General features: G+C 69.9%; 21 protein-coding genes and 1 tRNA gene. 10 read left to right on the top strand and 12 right to left on the bottom strand.

Annotated features, from left to right (window positions below; translation table 11 throughout):
* Window positions 1-119: 119 nt before the first annotated feature.
* Window positions 120-641 (top strand): phospholipase, encoded by a 522-nt coding sequence (locus AB0J64_RS31560; RefSeq protein ID WP_364034810.1) that lies wholly within the window; start codon window positions 120-122, stop codon window positions 639-641.
* A gap of 43 nt (window positions 642-684) precedes the next feature.
* On the opposite strand, the gene AB0J64_RS31555 is transcribed toward AB0J64_RS31560, so the two are convergent.
* On the bottom strand, window positions 685-2,514 hold the full coding sequence (locus tag AB0J64_RS31555) for an ABC transporter ATP-binding protein (protein WP_364034807.1): 1,830 nt from the start codon (window positions 2,512-2,514) through the stop codon (window positions 685-687).
* A 152-nt stretch (window positions 2,515-2,666) separates the two neighbouring features.
* Window positions 2,667-2,740, bottom strand: a tRNA-Lys gene (locus tag AB0J64_RS31550).
* A 100-nt stretch (window positions 2,741-2,840) separates the two neighbouring features.
* Between AB0J64_RS31550 and AB0J64_RS31545 the strand changes: the two genes are divergently transcribed.
* Both AB0J64_RS31545 and AB0J64_RS31540 read left to right on the top strand, forming a co-directional pair.
* The gene (locus tag AB0J64_RS31545) at window positions 2,841-3,689 is read left to right on the top strand and encodes a MoxR family ATPase (protein WP_364034804.1); all 849 of its coding nucleotides are present in this window, start codon (window positions 2,841-2,843) and stop codon (window positions 3,687-3,689) included.
* Window positions 3,673-5,037: a VWA domain-containing protein gene (locus AB0J64_RS31540; protein ID WP_364034801.1), complete on the top strand. Its 1,365-nt coding sequence runs from the start codon at window positions 3,673-3,675 to the stop codon at window positions 5,035-5,037. Before AB0J64_RS31545 ends, AB0J64_RS31540 begins: the two co-directional genes overlap by 17 nt.
* Window positions 5,038-5,042: 5 nt before the next feature.
* Here the strand turns inward: AB0J64_RS31540 and AB0J64_RS31535 are convergent, their stop codons facing one another.
* Window positions 5,043-5,810, bottom strand: a complete 768-nt coding sequence (locus AB0J64_RS31535; RefSeq protein ID WP_364034798.1) for a nuclease-related domain-containing protein — start codon at window positions 5,808-5,810, stop codon at window positions 5,043-5,045.
* Window positions 5,811-5,993: 183 nt separating this feature from the next.
* Between AB0J64_RS31535 and AB0J64_RS31530 the strand changes: the two genes are divergently transcribed.
* Window positions 5,994-6,584 (top strand): TetR/AcrR family transcriptional regulator, encoded by a 591-nt coding sequence (locus AB0J64_RS31530; RefSeq protein WP_364034795.1) that lies wholly within the window; start codon window positions 5,994-5,996, stop codon window positions 6,582-6,584.
* On the opposite strand, the gene AB0J64_RS31525 is transcribed toward AB0J64_RS31530, so the two are convergent.
* The 3 genes from AB0J64_RS31525 to AB0J64_RS31515 are packed head-to-tail and all read right to left on the bottom strand — an operon-like array spanning window position 6,555 to window position 9,948.
* On the bottom strand, window positions 6,555-7,595 hold the full coding sequence (locus tag AB0J64_RS31525) for an acyl-CoA dehydrogenase family protein (protein ID WP_364034792.1): 1,041 nt from the start codon (window positions 7,593-7,595) through the stop codon (window positions 6,555-6,557). The genes AB0J64_RS31530 and AB0J64_RS31525 overlap by 30 nt on opposite strands.
* Complete coding sequence (locus AB0J64_RS31520) at window positions 7,592-8,755, bottom strand: acyl-CoA dehydrogenase family protein (RefSeq protein ID WP_364034789.1); 1,164 nt, start codon at window positions 8,753-8,755, stop codon at window positions 7,592-7,594. Before AB0J64_RS31520 ends, AB0J64_RS31525 begins: the two co-directional genes overlap by 4 nt.
* A complete protein-coding gene (locus AB0J64_RS31515; RefSeq protein WP_364034786.1) occupies window positions 8,746-9,948 on the bottom strand; it encodes an acyl-CoA dehydrogenase family protein in 1,203 nt (400 codons plus the stop codon). The genes AB0J64_RS31520 and AB0J64_RS31515 overlap by 10 nt, the downstream gene beginning before the upstream one ends.
* Before the next feature lie 107 nt (window positions 9,949-10,055).
* On the opposite strand from AB0J64_RS31515, the gene AB0J64_RS31510 reads away from it, so the two are divergent.
* Entirely contained in the window at window positions 10,056-10,640 is a 585-nt protein-coding gene (locus AB0J64_RS31510; RefSeq protein ID WP_364034783.1) for a GNAT family protein, read from the top strand.
* A 24-nt stretch (window positions 10,641-10,664) separates the two neighbouring features.
* Window positions 10,665-13,124 (top strand): hypothetical protein, encoded by a 2,460-nt coding sequence (locus AB0J64_RS31505; protein ID WP_364034780.1) that lies wholly within the window; start codon window positions 10,665-10,667, stop codon window positions 13,122-13,124.
* 74 nt (window positions 13,125-13,198) lie between these two features.
* Here AB0J64_RS31505 and AB0J64_RS31500 read toward each other — a convergent pair whose 3' ends face one another.
* Window positions 13,199-13,753 (bottom strand): TetR family transcriptional regulator C-terminal domain-containing protein, encoded by a 555-nt coding sequence (locus AB0J64_RS31500; RefSeq protein ID WP_364034777.1) that lies wholly within the window; start codon window positions 13,751-13,753, stop codon window positions 13,199-13,201.
* Window positions 13,754-13,840: 87 nt separating this feature from the next.
* Here AB0J64_RS31500 and AB0J64_RS31495 point away from each other — a divergent pair, with 87 nt between their 5' ends.
* Complete coding sequence (locus tag AB0J64_RS31495) at window positions 13,841-14,986, top strand: FAD-dependent monooxygenase (protein ID WP_364034774.1); 1,146 nt, start codon at window positions 13,841-13,843, stop codon at window positions 14,984-14,986.
* Between the two features lie 44 nt (window positions 14,987-15,030).
* Here the strand turns inward: AB0J64_RS31495 and AB0J64_RS31490 are convergent, their stop codons facing one another.
* The 4 genes from AB0J64_RS31490 to AB0J64_RS31475 form a co-directional block, all read right to left on the bottom strand.
* Window positions 15,031-15,915, bottom strand: a complete 885-nt coding sequence (locus AB0J64_RS31490; protein WP_364034771.1) for a hypothetical protein — start codon at window positions 15,913-15,915, stop codon at window positions 15,031-15,033.
* A 196-nt stretch (window positions 15,916-16,111) separates the two neighbouring features.
* Window positions 16,112-16,486: a VOC family protein gene (locus AB0J64_RS31485; protein WP_364034768.1), complete on the bottom strand. Its 375-nt coding sequence runs from the start codon at window positions 16,484-16,486 to the stop codon at window positions 16,112-16,114.
* A gap of 53 nt (window positions 16,487-16,539) precedes the next feature.
* Window positions 16,540-18,741: an accessory Sec system translocase SecA2 gene (gene secA2, locus AB0J64_RS31480; RefSeq protein WP_364034765.1), complete on the bottom strand. Its 2,202-nt coding sequence runs from the start codon at window positions 18,739-18,741 to the stop codon at window positions 16,540-16,542.
* Window positions 18,742-18,875: 134 nt separating this feature from the next.
* The gene (locus AB0J64_RS31475; RefSeq protein WP_364034762.1) at window positions 18,876-19,739 is read right to left on the bottom strand and encodes a DMT family transporter; all 864 of its coding nucleotides are present in this window, start codon (window positions 19,737-19,739) and stop codon (window positions 18,876-18,878) included.
* 286 nt (window positions 19,740-20,025) lie between these two features.
* Here AB0J64_RS31475 and AB0J64_RS31470 point away from each other — a divergent pair, with 286 nt between their 5' ends.
* Together AB0J64_RS31470 and AB0J64_RS31465 are read left to right on the top strand one after the other, a co-directional pair.
* On the top strand, window positions 20,026-20,613 hold the full coding sequence (locus AB0J64_RS31470; protein WP_364034759.1) for a TetR/AcrR family transcriptional regulator: 588 nt from the start codon (window positions 20,026-20,028) through the stop codon (window positions 20,611-20,613).
* On the top strand, window positions 20,607-21,377 hold the full coding sequence (locus AB0J64_RS31465; protein ID WP_364034756.1) for an alpha/beta hydrolase: 771 nt from the start codon (window positions 20,607-20,609) through the stop codon (window positions 21,375-21,377). The genes AB0J64_RS31470 and AB0J64_RS31465 overlap by 7 nt, the downstream gene beginning before the upstream one ends.
* On the opposite strand, the gene AB0J64_RS31460 is transcribed toward AB0J64_RS31465, so the two are convergent.
* The gene (locus AB0J64_RS31460) at window positions 21,374-22,189 is read right to left on the bottom strand and encodes an SAM-dependent methyltransferase (RefSeq protein ID WP_364034753.1); all 816 of its coding nucleotides are present in this window, start codon (window positions 22,187-22,189) and stop codon (window positions 21,374-21,376) included. The two genes, AB0J64_RS31465 and AB0J64_RS31460, sit on opposite strands and share 4 nt — an antisense overlap.
* Before the next feature lie 139 nt (window positions 22,190-22,328).
* On the opposite strand from AB0J64_RS31460, the gene AB0J64_RS31455 reads away from it, so the two are divergent.
* Window positions 22,329-22,673, top strand: coding sequence for a PRC-barrel domain containing protein (locus tag AB0J64_RS31455; RefSeq protein ID WP_364034750.1), 345 nt, complete (start codon window positions 22,329-22,331; stop codon window positions 22,671-22,673).
* Window positions 22,674-22,768 lie beyond the last annotated feature (95 nt).

The following is a 22,768-nucleotide window of genomic DNA, read 5'->3' as shown; positions in this document are numbered from 1 at the left end:
TAAAGATCAATTTTGCGCGAAGCCTTCCTCCGGAATTGAGCAAGATCTGCTTCTGCGTTTCCGGCCGTTTCGCGTCATCGTGATGACGTCCCTCCCCCCGGCATCAGAAGCAGGTTTTCATGGCCAGACGGTCTCTCACCGCTGTCGTCCTCTCTCTGATCACCATGCTCGGCTTCGCGTTACCGGCGCACGCGGCGACCCTGGAGCAGAAACTCGCCGCTCTTTCCCGATTCACCCAGCCCACCAGCGCCAGCGCCGCCGACTGGCGGGCCGCCTGGCAGAACCAGGCGGCATGGGCCGACTACGCCTTCGACTGGTCGACCGACCTCTGCTCGAGCAGCCCCGACCAGCCGCTCGGATACGACTTCCGGATGCCCTGCAGGCGGCACGACTTCGGCTACCGCAACTACAAGGACGTGAGCCAGTTCCCGGCCAACAAGTCACGCATCGATGACTCCTTCTACTTCGACATGAAGCAGGTGTGCTCCAAGTATTCAGGAGTCTCCAAGTCCACCTGCAACGGCCTCGCCTGGACGTACTACCAGGCGGTCAAGGAGTTCGGAAACCTCGTCGTCACCGACGAGCAGATCCAGCAGGTGCAGCAGCAGGCGCAGCTGGAGGCCCAGAGCGCCGACGCCTGACACCGATCGGGCGGGGATGCCATGGCGTCCCCGCCCGTCCCCTTCAGCGGTGGAGCGCGTCCCGCGCGTCGTCCTCGATCAGGAAGCCGCCGGACTGGTGGTGCCAGAGCCGGGCGTAGGGGCCCTGGGCCTCCAGCAGCTCGCCGTGGGTGCCCTGTTCGACGATGCGCCCCTGGTCGAGCACGACCAGCCGGTCCATGCGGACGACGGTGCTCAGGCGGTGCGCGACCACGAGCGCCGTACGGTCCCGCATCAGGTGCCACAGCGCTTCCTGGACGAGGATCTCGCTCTCGGAGTCGAGGGCACTGGTCGCCTCGTCCAGCAGCAGGATCGGTGCGTCACGCAGGATGGCGCGGGCGAGGGCGACGCGTTGCCGCTGGCCGCCGGAGAGCTTGACGCCGCGCTCGCCGACCAGGGTGTCGAATCCGTCCGGCAGGGACTCGGCGAACTCCATGACATGCGCCGCCCGAGCGGCCTCCATGATCTCGGCCTCGGTGGCGCCCGGCCGGGCGAAGGCGATGTTGTCGCGCACCGACCGGTGGAACATGGCCGGCTCCTGGGGAACGTAGGCGATCAGGCTGCGCAGGTCGGTCTGGCTCAGCTGGGTGATGTCCTGGCCGCCGATGAGGATCCGGCCCCCGTCGATGTCCATGAGACGCAGCAGCAGCCGGGTGAGGGTGGTCTTGCCGCCGCCGGACCGGCCGACCAGACCGATCTTGGTGCCGCTGGGGATGTCGAGGTCCAGGCCCTCGAACAGGGACGGCCCCTCGGTGTGGCCGAACCACACCCCCTCGAAGCGGACGCCGGCGTCGGCCGGGCGCAGCGGCTGCGGGTCGGGCGGATCCACCACGGTCGGCGGCACGAGGAGCAGTTCGGTGAACTGGGCGGCCTCGGTGAGCACGCTCTCCACGCGCCGGTAGATCTGGTTGAACTCGAACATGATGCTGATCGCGTTGGAGTAGTAGGAGAACGTCACCACGATGGCCTCCACACCCAGCCCGCCCCGGAGCGCCACGGCGAGGAGCAGGCCTCCGGCACTGGTGAGGACCGCGATCGGCGCGACGACCGTGTCCACCCGGAGGTTGCCGTAGTCCCAGGAACGGAGCGTGAGCCTGCGCTGCTCGGCGACCCTGGCCCGGTATTCGGTGGCTTCGCGGGCCTCGGCGGCGAACGCGCGCACCGTGTCCATGTTGGCCAGGACGTCGGCGACGTGGCCCGACACCAGCACCCTGGCGGCCTCACGCTGGTCGACCAGCACCTGGCGACGGCGGATGAGCGGGGCGACGAGAAAGCCGGTGACGATGATGAGGCCCACGAGCACGAGGACCAGCAGCGGGTGATACTGCCACAGCACCACCGAGGCGAAGATCAACGGCACCAGCTTGGCCATGATCGAGAAGGTGAGCGTGTCGACGAAGTCCTCGAACCTCGATGAGAAGCTCAGCACCCGTTTGGTCAGCGAACCGGCGAAGTTGTCGTGGAAGAACGCGGCATCCCTGATCAGCAGCTCGTCCATGCCGACCACGCCGAGCTGCTCGATGCCCCGGGCGTCCGTACGGTTCAGGAAGTGCAGCCCCACCCGCCACAGCGTCTCGCCCGCCAGCAGCATCGCGCCGAAGCCGAGCACGTACGGCATGAGCGCGGCGACGGTGCCGTCACCGCCACCGGACAGATGCCCCACCAGCCCGGCCACCGCCAGCGGCGCCAGGTAGAACAGGCAGATGTTGCCCACCGCCGGAAGCGTCACCGCGGGCACCGCGACCCGCCACTGACGCTTCAGCTCGCCGCAGTAGTAGCGCAGCGCCAGCAGAACGGCCGACTTTCGTGCGGATGGTCCGTCTGCGGAGCCTTCACGTGATCCGAGCACAGCCATCCGCCCCTCCCGAACGCAGACACCGGCCGTGACCATGCTGCCGCAGCGCGCACAGGAGGAGCGAACGATTTTTCCGGCCGAGCGGCCGTTCTTGATCTCAAAACGAATCTGGCCCGATCTCCATCGAGGAGATCGGGCCAGATCAGAGCAGGTGCGCCGCCAGGGACTCGAACCCCGGACCCGCTGATTAAGAGTCAGCTGCTCTAACCAACTGAGCTAGCGGCGCTTGCAGAGAGGAATATACCGGTGAACCCCATCCTGGTCGAATCGGTATCAGGCCGACCCGTCCGGCTAGAATAAAGTTCGGCCATCAGACAGGAGCATCGATGTTCGACTCGCCCGCCGACGTGACGGAGCGGCTCGCCGCCGTGGACTACCTCTCCGACGACGCCATCTCCACCTCGGTGTTCCTGGCCGCGGCACTCGGCAAGCCGCTGCTGGTCGAGGGCCCGGCGGGCGTGGGCAAGACGCAGCTGGCCAAGGCGGTGGCCATGGCGACGGGGGCCGCGCTGATCAGGCTGCAGTGCTACGAGGGCCTCGACGAGGCCAGGGCGCTGTACGAGTGGAACTACAAGAAGCAACTGCTCAGGATCCAGGCCACGAGTGCCGACGACGACATCTTCTCCGAGGAGTTCCTGCTGGAGCGGCCGCTGCTGAAGGCGATCAGGGCCGCGGAGCCCACCGTGCTGCTCATCGACGAGACCGACAAGGCCGACGTCGAGGTCGAGGGGCTGCTGCTCGAGCTGCTGTCCGACTTTCAGGTGACGATTCCGGAGCTGGGGACCATCGTCGCGACGCGGCGGCCGTACGTGGTGCTCACCTCCAACGCCACCCGCGAGCTGTCGGAGGCTCTCAAGCGGCGCTGCCTCTACCTGCACCTCGAATACCCCACCCCCGAGCGGGAGCGCGACATCGTGCTCAGCCAGGTGCCCGGCATCCGGGCCGACCTGGCGGAGCGGCTCGCCAGGACGGTCGCGACGCTCCGGGCGCTCGAGCTGAAGAAGGCGCCGTCGGTGGCCGAGACGGTGGACTGGGCGAACACGCTGCTGGCGCTCGGGCGCGAGGAGCTGGACGAGGCCACCGTGGCGGGCACGCTGGGCGTGGTGCTCAAACACGCCTCGGACCAGACGCGGGCGGTCAAGGAGCTGGGGCTGCCGGATGTCGCTGATCGATAGGCATGTCGGGTTCGTGCAGGCGCTGCGCGAGGCCGGGATACCGGTGTCGGTGGCCGAGGGCCTGGACGCCGCGCAGGCCCTGCGGGTGATCCGGCTGAGCGATCGGGAGTCGCTGCGCGCCGCGTACGCGGCGACGCTGGTCAAGAAGCCCGCCTACCGGCCGGGGTTCGACGTGCTGTTCGACCTGTGGTTCCCGGCCTCGACGTCCGGCATGTACGCCCAGCGCGCCGACAGGCCGCTCCACCTGGAGACGGCCTCCGTCGAGGAGCTCCGCGACCACCTCGCCCGGCTCCTGACCGGCGGCACCGACCAGGAGCTGCGCGAGTTCGCCCAGGTCATGGTCGGCCGCTTCGGCCGCCAGCCGACGACGAGCCCGGGGCGGCAGAACTGGTTCTCCTACAGCGTCATGCGCGCACTCTCCCCCGAGACGCTGATGGCCCGCATCCTCCAGAACGTCCTCCAGGGCCAGGAGCGCGGCGGTCTGGCGGAGAAGAACGTGCGCAGGCGCGTCTACGACAGCACCAGACGCTTCGAGGACGCCGTGGCCACCGACGTGCGCCGCCGCATCGCCGAGGACTCGGGCATCGAGCGCATCGCCCGCTCCGCCGTACGCCCCCCGCTCGACCAGATCGACTTCCTCCGCATCACCAAGGCGGACCTGGCCCGGCTGCGCCGGGAGGTGTACCCGCTGGCCCGGCGCCTGGCCACGCGCCTGACGATCAAGCAGCGGAAGGGCCGGCGCGGGCGGCTCGACTTCCGCAGGACCATGCGGGCCTCGCTGCAGAGCGGCGGCGTGCCGCTGACCACGCATTTCCGGCCGCCGCGCCCGCACAGGCCCGAGCTGGTCATCCTCTGCGACACCAGCGACTCGGTCTCGTCGTTCGCGCACTTCACGTTGCTGCTCACGTACGCGCTCAGAGAGCAGTTCAGCAAGGTGCGCGCGTTCGGGTTCGTGGACACGGTGGACGAGATCACCAGGTTCTTCGTCCCGGGCGCCGACGTGGTCGAGGCCATGACAAGACTGGCGAACGAGGCCGACATGGTGCGCTTCGGCCGCACCAACTACGGCCACTCGCTGGAACGCTTCGCCGAGAAGTACGGCGACGCCGTCGGCCCCAGGACCTCGCTGCTGATCCTGGGCGACGCCCGCTCCAACTACCAGCCGCCCGCCCTGGACGTGCTCGGCTCTCTGGTGGCCAGGTCACGTCACGCGTACTGGCTCAACCCCGAGCCCAAGGCGCAGTGGGACACGGGCGACTCGGTCGCGAGCGAGTACGGCACGGTCGTGCCGATGCACGAGTGCCGCAACGTCGCCCAGCTCACCGCCTTCATCGAGACGCTGGCCTGAGCGCGTCAGGTGCGCTGGAGCTCCCTGGCGGCGGTGCGGGCCAGCACCTCGATCTGCTCGGCGCTGAGCACGCCGCCCTCGGCCGACTTGATCACCTTCGCCGCGAGCCGTGGCTTGAGCAGCGTGAGCCCCTCGGCGACCACGATGCCGCCCTTGGGCAGCAGCCCGCAGTGGGCGGCGAGCATGGGCGTGATCGTCACCGGGATGCGCGTCTCGCGGGTGAGCAGCTCGGCGAACGCCTCGGCGGTCTCCACCAGCGGCTTGGCGGTCTTGCTGCCGTACTTCTCGCCGAAGAACAGCCTTCCGCCGTAACAGGCGATCTCGGTGTCGGGACTCCACGACTCGTTGTCGATGATCCACAAGCCGCCCGGGCCGATCACCAGGTGGTCGATGGAGGCCTGGCCACGGATGGCGCGGCCGTCGAGCACGCTGTAGCCGAGTTTGCTCAGCGACCTGCGCAGCATCTTGCCGGTGATCGCCTCGCCGCGCCGCGCGCCGCGCCAGACCGCCGTCGCGTGGAAGGAACGCCAGTCGAGGAACCAGTCACCCCCCGCCACGATGCCGGCCACGACCAGACCGGCGAACGGGGACGCCGCGGCAAGGTCGAACCTGAGCGCGAGCGCGACGCCGATCACGAACCCCACAGCGGCCTTGACGTACCGGGACCTGCGCCGGTTGGGGGCATCTTCCCGCCAGAACTTCTCGTACCACCACTGCGGGGATGACCCTGTGTACTTCTCGTCTGGTTGCACGTAGATAGAGCCACCGGGCACGGCAAACTCCCCGAATGAGTAGGTGTTTTCCAGGATCTGCCACGCCGAAGATCCCTCGCTGGTCAAGAGATACCCGTCTCTCAACCAAGGCGAGCCTAAGGTGACGTAATTAGTACCCGCAAGACCAGCAAATGACCTCAACCGACCAGTCGGTATGCTAGGGCAGGTGACAAGGGGGACCATGTGAAAGAGGAACCGGTCAGGCAGCGGTTGCTCGCGGAGGCGACCCGGCTCTTCGCCGAGCGCGGCTTCGAGGGCGCCTCCGTCCAGGAGATCGTCGTGGCGGCCGGCGTCACCAAGGGCGCCATGTACCACTACTTCGACTCCAAGGACGACCTGCTGCACGAGATCTACGCCCGGGTCCTCCGCATGCAGATGGAGCGGCTGACGCGCATCGCCGACAGCCCGGGCGACGTGCGCCGGCGCCTGCACCGGGCCGCGGCCGACGTCGTGGAGACCACGGCCGCGAACCTCGACGACTCCAAGATCTTCTTCAGGTCGATGCACCTGCTCGCCCCCGAGACCCAGAAGACCGTACGCGCCGAGCGCCGCCGCTACCACGAGCGCTTCCGCGAGCTCGTGGCCGAGGGGCAGCGCGAGGGCGTCTTCAGCGACCGGGTCCCGGCCGAGCTGGTCGTCGACTACTTCTTCGGCTCGGTGCACCACCTGGGCACGTGGTTCAGCACGGCGGGCCCGCTGACCGGCGCCCAGGTGGGCAGGCACTTCGCCGACCTGCTGCTCACCTCACTCGGGGCCGGGCACGTCGACAAGTGAGGCCAGCGCCTCCCGGTGGTCGCCGGGCGTACCCAGCGCGATCTCGGAGGCTTTCGCGCGCTTGAGATAGAGATGTACGGGGTGCTCCCACGTCATCCCGATCCCTCCGTGCAACTGCAGCGCCTCTTCGGCGGCGTGCACGGCCACACCCGCGTTCCACGACTGGGCCACGGCCACGGAGACCGCCGAGCCGTCGGCCGCGGCGCTCCTGGCTGCGGCCCTGGCCCTGACCACGTCCAGCCAGAGGTCGGCCAGCCGGTGCTTGATCGCCTGGAAGGAGCCGACGGGCCGGGCGAACTGGTGGCGCTCCTTGGCGTACGCGATCGTGGTGTCGAGGCACCACTCGGCGACCCCGAGCTGCTCCGACGCCAGCAGCCCCGCCCCGAACCTCAGCACCTCGGCCAGGTCGCACTCCCCCACGTCCCTGGCCGGTACGGCGTCGAAGGTGACGGTCGCGACCGGCCTGGTCAGGTCGAGCGACGGCACGACCTCGACTCCCGCCCCCTCTTCCACGGCGTGGAGCCTGCCGCCGACGGGCGCCAGCAGCACGTCGGCCACGTCCGCCCCGGCCACGCCGGTGACGGTCCCGGTCAGCCGCCCGTCCGCGACCCGCACCGACGCTCCCTGCCGGTACGGGCTCGCCGCGAACGGCACGACCAGCGCGGCGGTCTTCCTGCCCTCGGCCAGCTCCTCCAGCAGGGCGTCGCCGGTCGGGAGCAGCGCTCGCGTGGCCAGGACGGAGCTGGTGAAGAACGGCACCGGCGCCACTCCCCTGCCGAGCTCCTCCAGCACGACGGCCGCCTCGCTGGCCGACGCCCCGGCGCCGCCGTACTGCTCGGGGATCAGCAGTCCGGCCACCCCGATCTCGCCCGCCAGCGTCTTCCACAGGTCGAGGTCATAGGGCTCTGACTCGATCCGCTTGAGCACGGCGGCGGGCGGGCACCGGTCGGCGAGCAACCCCCGCACGGCGGCCCTCAGCTCCTCCTCGACCTCGGAATACAGCAGACTCATCGCGGCAGGTCCTTCCAGGGCACGTCCTTGTCGACGCGAGGCTCTGAGGGCAGGCCGAGCACCCGCTCGGAGATGATGTTGCGCAGGATCTCGGACGTACCGCCCTCGATCGAGTTGCCCTTGGCCCGCAGATAGCGGTAGCCGCGGCCACGGCCGTAGAAGTCGACGCCCTCCGAGCGCCGGAACGTCCAGTCGTCGTCGTAGCCCAGGTCGCGCGCGAACTCCACCTCGAAGCCCGACAGCGCCTGGTTGAGCTTGGCGAACGACAGCTTCATCCCGGACCCCTCCGGGCCCGGGTGCCCCGCGGCGAGCTGCTCGCGCAGCCGTACCCCGGAGAGCCGGGTCACCTCCGACTCGACCCAGAGCGACAGCAGCCGCTGGTGCAGGTCGTGGGTGCGCAGCTCCGGCCGCGCGCGCCAGGCGTCGAGCACGACCCCGACCATGCCGCCGCCGCGCGCCACGGGAGCGCCGCCGATGGCGACGCGCTCGTTCATCAGCGTGGTCTGCGCGACCCGCCAGCCGTCCCCCACCTCGCCGAGCCGCAGGTCGTCGGGGAGCCGCACGCCGGTCAGGAAGACCTCGTTGAACTCGGCCTCACCGGTGATCTGCCGCAGCGGCCGCACCTCGACGCCCGGCGCGTGCATGTCGCAGACGAAGTACGTCAGGCCGCGGTGCTTCGGCACGTCCGGGTCGGTACGCGCGACGAGGATGGCCCACCTGGCGTGATGGGCGCCGGACGTCCACACCTTCTGGCCATCGACCACCCATTCGTCCCCGTCCCTGACAGCTCGGGTCGCGAGCGTGGCCAGGTCGGATCCGGCACCGGGCTCGCTGAAGAGCTGGCACCAGATCTCCTCTCCCGTCCACAACGGCCGCAGGAAGCGACGTTTCTGCTCCTCCGTCCCGAACGCCAGGATCGTCGGCGCCGCCATCCCCAGCCCGATGGCCTGCACGCCGGCGTTGAGCTGCGGCGTGCCGGCCAGCTCGCGCTCCACGACCGATTGCAGCTCCCGCGGCGCGCCCAGCCCGCCGAGCCCTTCGGGGAACCACACCCAGGCCAGGCCCGCGTCGAACCTCGCCCGCAGGAACTCCAGCCGATCTCCGTCCGGGTCGTGCTCGGCGAGGAAGGCCGCGACCCGCTCCTTGATGTTCACATCCACTTCTTGAGCTCCCGGTGGGCTAGGGACCGCTTGTGCACCTCGTCAGGGCCGTCCGCCAGACGCAGCGAGCGCGCGCCCGCCCAGAGCCCCGCGAGCGGGAAGTCCTGGGAGACGCCGCCCGCGCCGTGCACCTGGATGGCCTTGTCGAGGATCCACTCCACTGTCTGCGGGGTGGAGATCTTGATGGCCTGGATCTCGGTGTGCGCGCCCTGGTTGCCCACCGTGTCCATGAGCCAGGCGGTCTTGAGCACGAGCAGGCGCAGCTGCTCGATCTTGATGCGCGACTCGGCGATCCAGTCCTGCACGACGCCCTGCTGGGCGACGGGCTTGCCGAACGTGGTCCTGGCCAGCGCCCGCCTGCACATGAGCTCGACCGCCCGTTCGGCCATGCCGATCAGGCGCATGCAGTGGTGGATGCGGCCGGGGCCGAGCCTGGCCTGCGCGATGGCGAAGCCGCCGCCCTCCTCGCCGATCAGGTTCTCGGCGGGTACGCGTACGTCCTCGAACACGACCTCCGCGTGGCCGCCGTGGTCGGCGTCGGTGTAGCCGAAGACGTGCATGCCGCGCTTGATGTGCAGCCCAGGCGTGTCGCGCGGCACCAGGACCATGCTCTGCCGGCGGTGCTTGGGCGCGTCGGGGTTCGTCTTGCCCATGACGATGAAGATCTTGCAGTCGGGGTTCATCGCGCCGGAGATGAACCACTTGCGGCCGTTGATGACGTACTCGCCGCCGTCACGGACGATGGAGGTGGCGATGTTCGTGGCGTCGGAGGAGGCCACGTCGGGCTCGGTCATCGCGAACGCGGAGCGGATCTCCCCGTCGAGCAGCGGCTGCAGCCACTCCTTGCGCTGCCACTCACTGCCGAACATGGACAGGACCTCCATGTTCCCGGTGTCGGGCGCGGCGCAGTTCGTGGCCGTGGGTGCGATGGTGGGACTCCGGCCCATGATCTCCGCCAGCGGCGCGTACTGGAGGTTCGTCAGCCCGGCGCCATGCTCGCCTGGGAGGAACAGGTTCCACAGGCCGCGCTTCCTGGCCTCGTCCTTCAGGTCGGCCATCAGCGGCGGCGTGCTCCAGCCGCTGGTCGCCGCCTGCTCTTCGAAAGCGGGCTCGGCGGGATAGACGCATTCGTCCATGAAGCTCAGGAGTCGTTCGCGCAGGCCCTCGGTGACGCTGTCAAAGGCGAAGTCCATGCCCGTGAGCCTACCGACCGGCCGGTATGAGTGTCGACAGGTGGTCTCCCGCAAAAACCGTCATGTGGCCATAATCGCGACTTCACGCGCTCCCTAGAGTTACCGCCATGACCGCGAAGCTACCTCCGCCTGTGGTGCTCGAGAACGACGTCGTCCGGCTCGAGCCGCTCACCCTTGCCCACATCCCCGACCTGTTCGCCGCCGGGGGCGGGGACGAGGAGGTCTGGCGCTGGCTGTCCGTCCCCGCGCCGCGTTCCGAGGAGGAGCTGGCGAAGGTCGCCCGCGGACTGGTGTCGGACGACCAGCACGTTCCCTTCGCCGTGGTGGTCAAGGAGAGCGGGCGGGCCGTGGGCTGGACCACGTACGGCGACGTGCCGGGCTTCGACGAGAGCATCGAGATCGGCTGGACCTGGTACGGCCGGGCGGTGTGGCGTACGGCCGTGAACACCAGCTGCAAGCTGCTGCTCATCGACCACGCCTTCGCGTTCGGCTACAACCGGGTCCTGCTCAAGACCGACATCCTCAACCTCAGGTCGCAGAACGCCATCAAGCGGATCGGCGGCCTGCACGAGGGGACGCTGCGACGGCACCGCAGAAGGCCGGACGGCACCTGGCGCGACACGGTCTGTTTCGGCATCCTCGAAGAGGAGTGGCCAGAGCACCGAGCCCGATTGACGCGCGCGGGCTCCTAGGACCGTTTGGCGTTTTAGGCGGAAATGACTGACCGACTGGGCGGTTACTGGCTCGGCGCCCGGCTCGACGGCGGCGGACACGTCATCGTCCGCGAGGCCTACGACGAGTCGGGCACGCGTCATGCGCTGGGAGTGCCCTGCCTCCCGGACGCCGCGGCCCGGGCCAGGCTCGCCGCCTCGGCCGCGGCGGCCGGGCCCGTGCGGTCGCTGTCGGTCGCCAGGCTGACGGAGGCCTGTCTGGACGGGGAGCCCGCCTATCTGGTCAGCGAGTACATCCCTGGTCCTACGCTGCGGCAGGTCGTGGAGCGGCACGGGCCGTACGCGGGCGACGACCTCTACCGGCTGGCCGCCGCCACGGCGACGGCGCTGGCGGCGGTGCACGAGGCGGGCGCGGTGCATGGAGCCCTCACCCCGGACAAGGTCATCCTGGGAGCTGAGGGACCTCGCCTGGTGGGACTGGGGTGGGGTCCGGCCGCGGGCGATCAGCGACCTGCCGCCGATGACGGGGGGCCGGCCACGGACGTGCACGCCTGGGGGCGGCTGCTTCTGTTCGCCGCCTACGGCTCCGACAACCGATTAGGCCACGGCGAACGGCTGGACCGCCCGCTACGCGGGCTGGTGGCCGCCGCGCTGCACCGAGATCCCGCACACCGCCCGAGCGCCCGCCAGCTCCTCCTCTCCCTCCTCGACGCCCCGCAGTCCCAGCAGGGGCGCCTGCTACCTCCCGAGCCTGTCTCCGACCCACCGCTGGGCGCCCGCGCCGAGGCCGTCTACACCCAGCTCAGCCCGGCCGAGCAGGACCTGGTGCCGGACGTCTTCCTGCGGCTGGTGGGCCTCGACTCCGAGGGCGCCGACACCATCGTCACCACCTCCAGGGCCGACCTGGTCACCGGCCGCGCCGCCGATGAGGTGGCCTCGATCGACCGCGTGCTGGAGGCGTACGAGGAGGCGGGTCTGATCACGTGCCGCCGGCTGCCCGGCGGGACGGGAACGCCGACGGTGCACGGCGGAGGGCGTTCGCCGGCGATCACGTACGCGGCGTTGCTGAGGGCCTGGCCGCGGCTGCACGAGTGGCTGGACGGCGAGCGGGACGGCCTGGCCGTGCACAGGGAGCTGGCCAGGGCCGCCCGGCAGTGGGAGGCGGGCGGCCGGCGGGACGCGGCGCTGTTCCAGGGAGAGCCGCTGGACAGGGCGCTGGCGTGGGCGGCCGGCGGTCGGCGGCGGGTGACGCTCAGCGCGGGCGAGCAGACGTTTCTCGACGCGGGGCTCACCCGGGTACGCAGGCGGGCACGTAAGCGGTGGACGGCCATGGCGGCGGCGCTGTCGGTGGTCGCGCTGCTCGCCCTGTGGCAGCGCGGGGCCGCCGACGGGCGGCTGGACCAGACGATGGCGAAGGTGGCGGCGGCGCGGGCGGAGGCGCTGCGGCCGGCGGACCCGGTGACGGCTCGCAAGCTGAGCCTCGCCGCGTGGCGCCTGGCCCCGATCCCGGAGGCCCGCCGGGCGCTGACGGCGGCGGACGCGGCGGTGGACGTGTTCGCCGACCCGCGTGCGGGCCCGCGCTCCCTCCACGCCATCAGCGACGACGGCTCCCGCCTTGCCTCGCTCGACGAGGGAACACTGCGGGTGTACGACATCCCCTCGCGCAGGCAGCTCGCCCAGACGGCGGGGCCGGTCCAGAGCGTGCGCGCCATGGCCTGGTCACCCGACGGGCACACCCTGGCGCTCGTCGGGGTGGACCGGTCGTACCTCTGGGACACGACCTCCGGTCAGAGCGTCGGCCCGCCCTTCGGCCGGGGCCTCGGCGCGCCCGGGGAGCAGTCGGCGTGGTTCAGCCCGGGCGGCGGCCTGCTGTTCGCGGCGGCCAGGCAGTCGGGCGAGCGCTGGGCGTGGGACCTCGGGTCGCGGCGGGCTGTGTTCGTGGGCGAGTACGCGGTGGTGGGACCTGGGGATCGGGTGGCGCTGGTGTTCGCGGGGAGACGATCGGAGATCAGGCACGCTGACCGCTCCTCGCCCGCGCCGTGGCTGGACAGGATGCCGTGGGAGTACACGGCCTTCGCGCCGGACGGGAGGCAGGTGGCGATCGCCGAGGAGACCGGAATCCAGGTCTACGGCCTCGACGGGGTGCCGACGGGTTACACCCGGCTGCGTCCCTCGCCCGGCCACCTCCGGTTCAGCCCGGACGGGCACCTGCTCATCAGCACGGACAATGATCGGGTACGGATCTGGCGGCTCGACGACGGCACGCTGCTGGCCGATCGGGCGGTGCCTACGACCGGCGTGGACCGGACGGCTCAGGCCGCCTTCACCGGGGACGGGCGCCGGGTCCGGGTCCTGGCCGGTCGGGGGACCGTACTGACCATCGATCTCGAACGGGCGCCCGCGCCCGAGGATCATGCCGCCTACATCTGCTCCCGATACGGCGGCCTCTCCCCGCAGGAGTGGGCGCGGCACCTGCCGGAGCTACCCCACCGCGAAACCTGCTGACCACCCCGACACCTGGCCCCCTCCTGGGACCCTCTCGACCCGGCAGAAACAGCGGGCCGCAACCAGTCCGCTTGTCAGCGGAGCATTCCGCTCAGCAGGTCGCGCATGGCCTCGATGAGCTCGTCCAAGGTGGGTGTAGGACCGGCGCCCACGATGGCGTCGAACAGGAGCCCCTCGCCGAAGGCCACGAGCTGGCGCGCATGTCGTACCGGTTCCCGTGATCCCAGGGCGGCCAGAAGGGGAACGGCGGGGTCGCGGAAACGGCGGCCGGCCTCGTCGTAGATCTTGCGAAGCTCCGGACGCCGGGTCGCCTCCAGGGCGAGTTCGTAGCGGGCCAGGGATCGCCGCCGATCCATGAGCTGGACGTACAGCGCCTCCGCCAGACGGCCGGGCAGGTCCGACAGCTCGAACCCGTCCCCCTCGTATGCCGGGGCCAATGCCCGCAGCTCCAGTTCCGTGAGCCGCGCCAACGTCAGCTCCAGCAGGGCCGCGCGGGTTCTGGCCAGGTTGGACGTGGAGCCGGGTGGCAGGCCGGCGGCCTCGTCGACGGCTCGGTGGGTCAGGCCGCGCATGCCCCGTTCGGCGAGCAGGGTGATGGCTGTGTCCGCGACGGTCTCTGAGCGCTTCACGGGACCCGATACTACAGCGGTAGTTCCCGCGAACTACAGGCGTAGTATAGTGAAACTACAGACGTAGTGAGAGGAAGGGTCACTGAGATGCCCAGGGCTGTAGTGATCGGCGCCGGTATCGGCGGGCTGACCAGCGGGATAGCTCTGCGCCGCAATGGATGGGACGTGACCGTGCTGGAGCGGGCCGCCAAGATCGACCCCGTGGGCTCCGGGCTGGCCGTCGCCGCCAACGCGCTCAAGGCGCTCAAGGCGCTCGACCTCGGCGATCCCATACGGAAGCTCTCGAGGCTGCAAGGACAGGCGGGGCTGCGGCGGCAGGACGGGCGGTGGCTCCTGCACACCACGACGCAGGAGGCGGAGGCGCACTACGGGGATTCGGTGGTGGTGACGTTGCGGGCGACGTTGACGGACGTGCTCATGGACGCGCTGGGAGGCGACCGGTTGCGGCTGGGCACCACGGTCTCCGGGGTGGACGCCGCGGGCGGCGTGGTGCGTACCGACGAGGGCGATCTGGAGGCCGATCTGATCGTGGCCGCCGACGGCATCCGTTCGAAGACTCGGCAGGCGCTCTTCCCGGAGCATCCCGGTCCGACGTACTCAGGGGTGACGGCCTGGCGCGGTCTCATACCGCGGGGGGATCTGGAGGTCCGGAGCTCGGAGAGCTGGGGCAAGGGGCTCGTGTTCGGGATCAGCCTGCTGACCGATGACGTGGTGTACGTGTACGCGACCGACGTGCTGCCCGCGGGGACGGTGCTGGGGAACGAGCTGGAAGAGCTGGTCAGGAGGTTCGGGGAGTGGCATGAGCCGATTCCCACCCTGCTGCGGGCAGCCGACCCGGCGAAGATCATCCGGAACGACATCCACCATCTCAGCACCCCGCTGCCCGCGTACCACAGGGGGAAGGTGGCGCTCGTGGGCGACGCCGCCCACGCGATGACCCCCAACCTGGGTCAGGGCGCCTGCCAGGCGATCGAGGACGCGATCACGCTCGCCCACTACGCCGATGGCGACCTCGCCGCCTACACCGCCGCCCGGCTGGAGCGCACGACGAAGGTGGTGCGGCGGTCGATGTCCATGTGCAGGGTGACGCAGCTCCGCAACCCGATGGCGGTGTGGTTGCGGGACACCGCGCTGTCGGTGGCGGCCAGGCTGAGCCCGGGACTGATGTTGCGGTCCATGGATGAGGTGCTGGGTTGGCACCCGCCGGCTGCGTCAGGGGCCGGGTATCCGTAAACGTCTGGAATCGGGTGCCCCTAGCCGTCTCGGAAGGGCGAGGGTCAGCGGGCGTCGGAGGACGCCGAGACCGGGTGCGGCGTCGGCTTGGCCTCCACCGTGGCCGGGCGGGAGTGGTCCGGGGCGAGGCGGCCGAGGGTGATCGTGCCGCCGATGGTGAGGGCGCCGGCCAGGATCGCGGGGATCGCGGTGGAGGGGTTGGCCGGCAGGGGTTCGCCGAGGAGGATCGAGCCGGCGAGGACCGAGGTGATGGGGTCGATGACCTGTACGCCGGCGTACGCGATGCCGAAGTAGCCCACCGCGTACGAGCGCTGCAGCAGCACCACCGCGCAGACCAGCAGCACGGGCACGGCGACCGTGAACCAGTGCAGCAGCCGCCCCCAGTCCCCCTGCATGCCGCCGCCGACCACCCGCACGAACGTGGACACGCTGGCCGTCACCACGCCCGCGCCGACCGCCAGCAGCAACGCCCGGCTCGGGCCGTGGACGCGGGTCGCGATCAGCTGGGTGACCAGGACGATCAGCCCGATCACGGCCAGGAACCCGAGCGCGGCGCCATCGCTCAACCTGGGCGTCACGTCGTGCTGCGGAACGAGGAGCATGAGCCAGAGCAGACCCACGGCCACCGCGATCGAGCCGATGATCTCCGCTCGGTACGGCCTGCGCCCGTACAGGAACGCGGCCAGCGGCACGGCGAACACCAGCGTGGCGACGCTGATCGGCTGGACGACCACCAGCGGGGCGAAGCTGAGCGCCACGGCGTGCAGGCAGGCGCCCGTCAAGCCGATCACGCCGCCGATCAACCAGCGCGGCCGCCTGACCAGTTTCAAGGACGCGCCCGCGGCGACGGCCTCGAACTGTTGCAGTGCCGCGCCGAGCGCGTATCCGAGCGCTCCCACCAGGGCGACTATCAGGCCGACCCAGGTCATCGCGGCCCACGCAGGGGCATGGATCCTTCCAAGAGCATTGCTCTAGCTTATGGGCCCAGCCAAGCGGGCGAATCATACTTTCGGTGGATCGTCCCGTTGGGAAGTACTCCTGACCGGGACGTACATGTGGCCTCTTGTTCCGCATGGCTGCCGAGGCGGCGACGGCCAAGGCCGCCGCCTCCCCCGCTCAGAAGGGTCAGGACTTCTCGGGGCACACGCAGAACAGGTGGCCGTCCGGGTCCTGCAGGACGATCCAGCCGACGCCCTCCTCCGTGACCCCCGGCTGGAACTCCGGCTTGGTGGCGCCCAGCGCGATGTACTCCTCCACCGCCTTCTCCACGTCCGGCACCCTGAAGTCCAGGTGGAACTGCTTGTCCGGGCTCGGCCACGTCACCGGCTTGCGGTCGGGGACCCGCCCGAAATAGATGCTCCTCGTCCCGTCCCCGATGGCCGCGTATTCGTCCTCCGAGTACTGGATGTCCCACCCGGTGATCTCGTGGTAGAACGCGGCCAGTTTCTTCGGCTCCGCGCAGTCAATGGTGAACGCCAGGAGTTTCGCCTTCGTCGTCATGACGTTCAGCTTTCCATCCGTACCTGCCATCTTCTGTCAGGTACGGATGGGGACTATCCGCGGCGGGTGGCCGTCTTGACGCGCTTGAGGATCCGGTCCCACTCCGTGCCGAACGGGTTGTCCTGCACCAGGTACGTCCACGTCGCCGTCGGCCGCTTCAGATCGGGCTCGGGCGCCTCGAAGGACTCCAGCGAGCGCCGCTCGACCTCGGCCAGCAGCGACTTGTACTCCGCCACCGCCTCCCGGTGGAACTCGTCGACCGGGCTCATCCGGCCCAGCGCGCGCAGGTGGATGCCCTCGCGGAGGTCTGTCAGGAACGCCAGGTGCTCGGTCCAGCAGCGGTCGATGGCGTGCAGGACGATCTGGCGGGCCGTCTCGTCCCGGGTGTCCTCCGGCAGGGACTCCCAGCGCTCGGGGTCGGCCGTGGACAGCGCCTTGGAGGCGGCGTCGCCGTGCAGGACCTTGTCGCGCCACTCCAGGATGAGCTCCCGCTGGTGCTCCAGGAGGCGGGTGTAGCGCCAGGTGTTGCGGTGGATCTCCAGATTGACGCCCTCGGCGACGCGCTGGGCATGGCCGACGATGTACGCGCCACGCCGGTGGCGGACGACGCCGTCCGCGTCGGCGGCGGGCGGCCGCTCGTCGGGCACGAACTGGGTGATCAGGTCGTCCTGCATGCTGACGAAGAAGACCGAGCCGCCGGGGTCGCCCTGACGGCCGGCGCGGCCGCGGAGCTGGTCGTCGAGGCGGCTGCTGGCGTGACGGCCCGAGCCGATGACATAGAGGCCGCCGAGCTCGGCGACGCCCTCGCCGAGGCGGATGTCGGTGCCGCGGCCGGCCATCTGGGTGGAGACCGTGATGGCGTCGCGCTCACCCGCCTTGGCGATGATCGCGGCCTCTTCGGCGTCGTTCTTGGCGTTGAGCACGACCGGCTCCATGCCGCGGCGCTGGAGCAGCTTGGCGAGGTTCTCCGACTCGGCGACGTCGAGCGTGCCGATGAGAATGGGCCGGCCCGTGGCGTGGGCCTCCTGGATCTCCTCGACCAGCGCGGCGTCCTTGTCGGGGCCGGTCGGGTAGATGCGGTCCGGCTCGTCCTCGCGCACGCACGGGCGGTTGGAGGGGATGACCGCGACCTTGAGGCCGTAGAACTCGCCGAGCTGCTCGCTGACGGCCACGGCCGTGCCGGTCATGCCGCAGATCTCCGGATAGCGGCGGATCAGGCCCTGGACGGTGATCGAGTCGAGGATCTCGCCCTTCTCGCTCGGCGGCAGCGCCTCCTTGGCCTCCACAGCCGCCTGCAGGCCGTCGGGCCAGCGCTGGAGCAGCGCCACCCGGCCACGCGAGGGGTTGATCAGCTGGACCTTGCCGTCGCGCACGATGTAGTCGACGTCGCGGGCGAGCAGCGCGTGGGCGTGCAGGGCCAGGTTGAGCTCGATGAGCGTGCCCGGCTCGTGCTCGTCGTAGAGCTCGACGCCGAGGAGGTTCTCGACGCTGTCGGCGCCCTTGGGGGTGAGGTAGACGTTGCGGGACTGCTCGTCGATCTCGTAGTGGTAGCCGCGTACGAGCTGCCTGACCAGCGCCGCCATCTCCGGCACCGCATTGCCCGGATCGGTCGACCCGGCCATCACGAGCGGCACACGGGCCTCGTCGACCAGCACGGAGTCGGCCTCGTCGATCAGCGCGACCTCGGGCGCGGGCACGATGATCTCGCCGGCGTCGGTGCGGAGCCGGTCGCGCAGCACGTCGAACCCGATCTCGCTGACGGGCCCGTACGTGACGTCCTTCGCGTACGCCTCGCGCCGCTCGTCCGGCGAGGAGTTCTGGCCGATCCAGCCCACGCTGACGCCGAGCGCCTCGTAGAACGGCCCCATCCACTCGGCGTCACGCCTGGCCAGATAGTCGTTCACCGAGATCACATGGACGCGCTTGCCCTGCAACGCGTAGCCCGCCGCCGCCATGGCGCCGGAGAGGGTCTTGCCCTCGCCGGTGGCCATCTCGGCGACCTTCCCGTCGAGCAGGGCCAGCGTGCCGAGCAACTGCACGTCGTACGGCCGCAGCCCCAGTGTCCTGTCGGCGGCCTCGCGTGCGATGGCGCAGAACTCGGCCAGATCGTCCATGGCGGGCTCGGGCAGCTCGTCGAGCCCGCGCAGCCGCTCCGCGCGTTCGTCCGCCGCCTTGACGACCTTGAGGTAAGGGGTCAGGGGAACCCCGCCTGGACGATCCAGGAGGTTTCTGAGAATTCCCTTTATTGAGGCCACAGTTCCTCCAACGCACGCTTCGCCGGCACCGTTCCCTCTTGCGAGGGGAGGGCGGAGCGACGATACGGCAAGCGTCGCCGTACCGGACCTTAACTCATTCGGCGCGCTGCACCGTCACATCACACATGTCCGAGTCACCCGGATTCGGCGCGTACGGCGAGAACGGCGACGGCCGCCAGCAGCAGCGCGCATCCCGACCAGGCCAGAGGCGTGAGCCGCTCCCCGAACAGCACCACGCCGAGCACGGCCGCACCCACGGCCTCGCCGAGCGAGATGATCGACACCGTGGTCGCGCGGAGCACGGTGAGCGCGCTGAAGAACAGACCGTAGGCCAGGGCGGTCGGCACCGCGCCCAGGTAGAGCAGCAGTGACACCGACGTCGCGCTCACGTGCGGCACCACCCCTTCCACCAGCGCGAACGGCGCCAGGCACGCCGCAGCGACCACGAACCCGCCGATCGCCACAGCCTGCGGGTCGTCCCCCTTGTGCCGCCTGGAGTAGAGCGTGACCCCGGCGTATCCGGCGGCCGAGGCCAGGGCGTACCCGATGCCGGCGAGGGATGAGGGACGGGACTGCAGCGCGGTCTCCCCGGTGAGGAGCAGGAGCCCGGCCAGGGCGGCGGCGAGCGCGGTGAGCGCGACGCGGCCGAGCGGCTCGCGGAGGAGGAAGCGGCTGCCCAGCGCGGTGAAGACAGGCGTGGCACCCATCGTCACCACGGTCGCGACGGCCACGCCCGCGTGGGCGATCGCGGCGAAGTACGCCGTCTGGTAGACGGCCATTCCGGCCCCGAGCAGCAGCAGCCGTCCGCTCACGACGACGGGCCCGCGGGTGAGGACGAGGAGGAAGGCGGCACCGAGGAGGTAGCGCCACAGGGAGACGCCGGCGGGGCCGAGGCCGCCGGTCTGGAAGAGCAGCGAGCCGGCGGAGCCGCCTGTGCCCCAGGCGGTCGCGGCCACGGACACGTAAAGCGCGCCCCGCCGGGCGGAGACATGGGTCATGAGAGGAGTTCTCCGGATGGAGTGGTTGGAATGGGCCCGGTCTGCGGGCAGCAACCACCCCCGGATCGCTCAGACCCGGAAGTTCAGGAAATGCCTGCCGCCCGCTACAGGGCGGGGGGCGGGGAGCAGATCAACCGTCGTGGCACGCGCTTACCTTAACGCGCATCCGTGACCCGCCGCACTTCGGCTGATGTCCCCTCAGAGGGCGCAGGTGACGGCTTGCGTCGGGCTGCCCGCCGAGCGCTAGACTGTGAACAAAAAACCAATCTGTTCATATGGAGATACTGTGCCATCGGCGTTCTCCGCAGAAGAGCGGTCGCGGATCACCGAGCAGCTGCTCGACACCGCCACCCACCTCTTCTCGACCCAAGGGTTGCGCAAGACGTCCCTGGAAGAGCTGACCGCTCCCGCGGGCATCGCCAAGAGTTCGCTGTACGCCTTCTTCGCCTCCAAGGAAGACCTGTACTTCGAGGCGATGCTGAGGCAGAGCGAGGAGGTTCGGCGGCGCGTGATCGACGAAGGCCTCAACCGCGGCACCGACACCCGCGACGCGCTGCGGCGCTTCCTGCACGCCACCGTCGCCGAACTCGACACCAATCCGCTCTACCGCCGCTTGATGTCCCACCCCCAGGAAATGGCCACTGTCGCGGCCAAGCTCACCCCTGAGCGCCTGGCCGCCGCGGCGGGCGGCCCGATGGCCGACCTGCTGCAGTTCCTCGACACCCATCTGGAAGGCGACCCTCAGATACTGCTGGGCGTCCTGCGCGCGGTCCTGCTCACCCCGCTGCACGCCGAACACCTGGGCGCCGAGATCTACCCGGCCGTGATGGACCGCCTGATCGACGCGGTCACAGAAGGGATCACCACATGCTGAACGGCCTGCCCTACCTGTCGGTCGGTGAAGGATCCCCCCTGGTCGTCCTGCTCTACACCCCGCAAGCGGCCAACCCGACGGGCCTGGCGCGCTGGTCCACCTTGCGGATGGTACGGCCATTCACCAAGGACTTCACCGTCTACGTTGTCAACCGCCCACCAGGGCTGCCACCGACCACGACGATGCCCGACCTCGCCGCCGTCTACGCGCAAGCGATCAAAGCCACCTTCGAGGGCCCGGTGAACATGCTGGCCATCTCCACCGGCGGCTCCATCGCCCTGCAACTCGCCGCCGACCATCCCGACCTGGTCGACCGCCTGGTCCTCGCGGGCACGGCCTGCACTCTCGGCCCGGTCGGCAGGCGAGCCCAGCGCGCCTACATCGAACGCGCACGCCAAGGCAGGCGGCCAAGCCCCGCGCTGGCCGAGATCGTCACCGAGTCGGCCATGGGGCGGAGACTGCTCAAAGGCCTGCTGTGGCTGTCGGACAGCGGCCAGAAGGACCACACAGACGCCGTCACAGTGCTCAACGCCGAGGACGGCTTCGACCTGCGCGGCCGGTTGCACGACATCAAGGCGGCCACGCTGCTGATTCAGGGAGACAAGGACCTCGTCTACCCCCTGGAACTGGCCCGGCGGACAGTCGAGGGCATCCCCGACGCTCAACTCGTCGTCTACCCAGGCCGCAGCCACAGTGCCACGTTCACCGACAAGCGCTTCGCCTCCGACGCGCTGGCCTTCCTGACAGATACCCGGCAGGGCTAGGGCTTGCGGGCCACACCGCCCAGCAGGAGCTCCTCCCAGGTCGCGAGCGGGCCGGGGATGCGCTCGTCGGGATGCCATTCGGGAAAGTGCACCACCCCGGGCTCCACCAGCACCAGCCCGTCGAAGAGCGCGGCGATGGACTCACGGTCGCGGAAATAGCCGGTGCCCATGGTGGCCTGGAGCATGGTCTCCAGGGCCTGGGCCTTGGGGTTGGCCGAGGCCAGCATGTTGGAGGCGGCGAGGTGGCTGCCCTTCGGCAGCGCGGACATGTACCGCTTGACCAGCCCGTGCGGGTCCTCCTGGTCCGGGAGGAGGTGAAGCACGCCGACGATCAGGATCGCCGTGGGCTGCGACAGGTCGATCAGGCGGCGCAGCGCCGGGTGGCCGAGCACGGCGTCCACGTCGCGGACGTCGGCGGTGATGACGTCGGTGTACGGATTGCCGTTCAGCAGGGCGCGCGCGTGGGGCTCGACCATGGGATCGACGTCGACGTAGACCACCCTGGACCTAGGATCGGCGAACTGGGCCACCTCATGGGTGTTCTCCACCGTGGGCAGCCCGGAGCCCAGATCGATGATCTGCCTGATGCCGGCCTCGCGGATCAGGAAGTCGACCACCCTGCCGATGAAGGCGCGGTTGCACCAGACGAGGTCCACCACCTCGGGCACCGCGTCCTTCAGCTTGCGCGCCACCGCGCGGTCAGAGGCGAAGTTCTCCATGCCGCCGAGCAGGGCGTCGTGCACACGGGCCACGCTCGGCCGCGTCGGATCGACCCCGGGAGGAGCCCACTCGTACTCGTTTCCGAGGTCCATCCGGCCTCCTTACGGCTTGTGACCGGGATCGTAGCCGAGGCCGCTGGACGGCGAGTGCTTTGCCGTAGGTTTACCCGGCTCTGTACGGGTAGCTGGAGCGGGCCCGAGAAGGACGGAAGAAGAGAGGGAGAGAGCCCCCATGGAGCTCTGGAACTATCGACCTGACGTCTACGACCGTGGTCAGGCCCTGGACCTCGTCGGCTACCACGTCCAGGCGACCGACGGAAAGATCGGGACCGTCGACGAGGCGACGTACGAGGTTGGCGAGAGCTACATCATCGTCGACACCGGTCCTTGGATCTTCGGTAAGAAGGTCATGCTCCCGGCACAGGTCGTCACGAGCATCGACCCTCAGGAGCGTGACGTCCACGTCGCGCGCACCAAGGCCGAGATCAAGGACGCGCCCGAGTTCGACGAAGGCACGTTCAAGGAGCCCGAGTACCGGACGCGGATAGGCGACTACTACGGCCGCTTCCCGCGTTAACCTCCTGTGCCGTAAGAGAAGGGCCGCGCCCCACCAGGGGCCCCGTTCTGGGCGAGGAGCTCGTGCTGTGCGGTGAATACGGCGTATTGCCGTTT

This window comes from Nonomuraea sp. NPDC049695, assembly GCF_040674955.1.
Classification (GTDB): domain Bacteria; phylum Actinomycetota; class Actinomycetes; order Streptosporangiales; family Streptosporangiaceae; genus Nonomuraea; species Nonomuraea helvata.
Note: the sequence above shows the minus strand (reverse complement) of the source record. Positions and strands in the feature narration are given on the sequence as shown.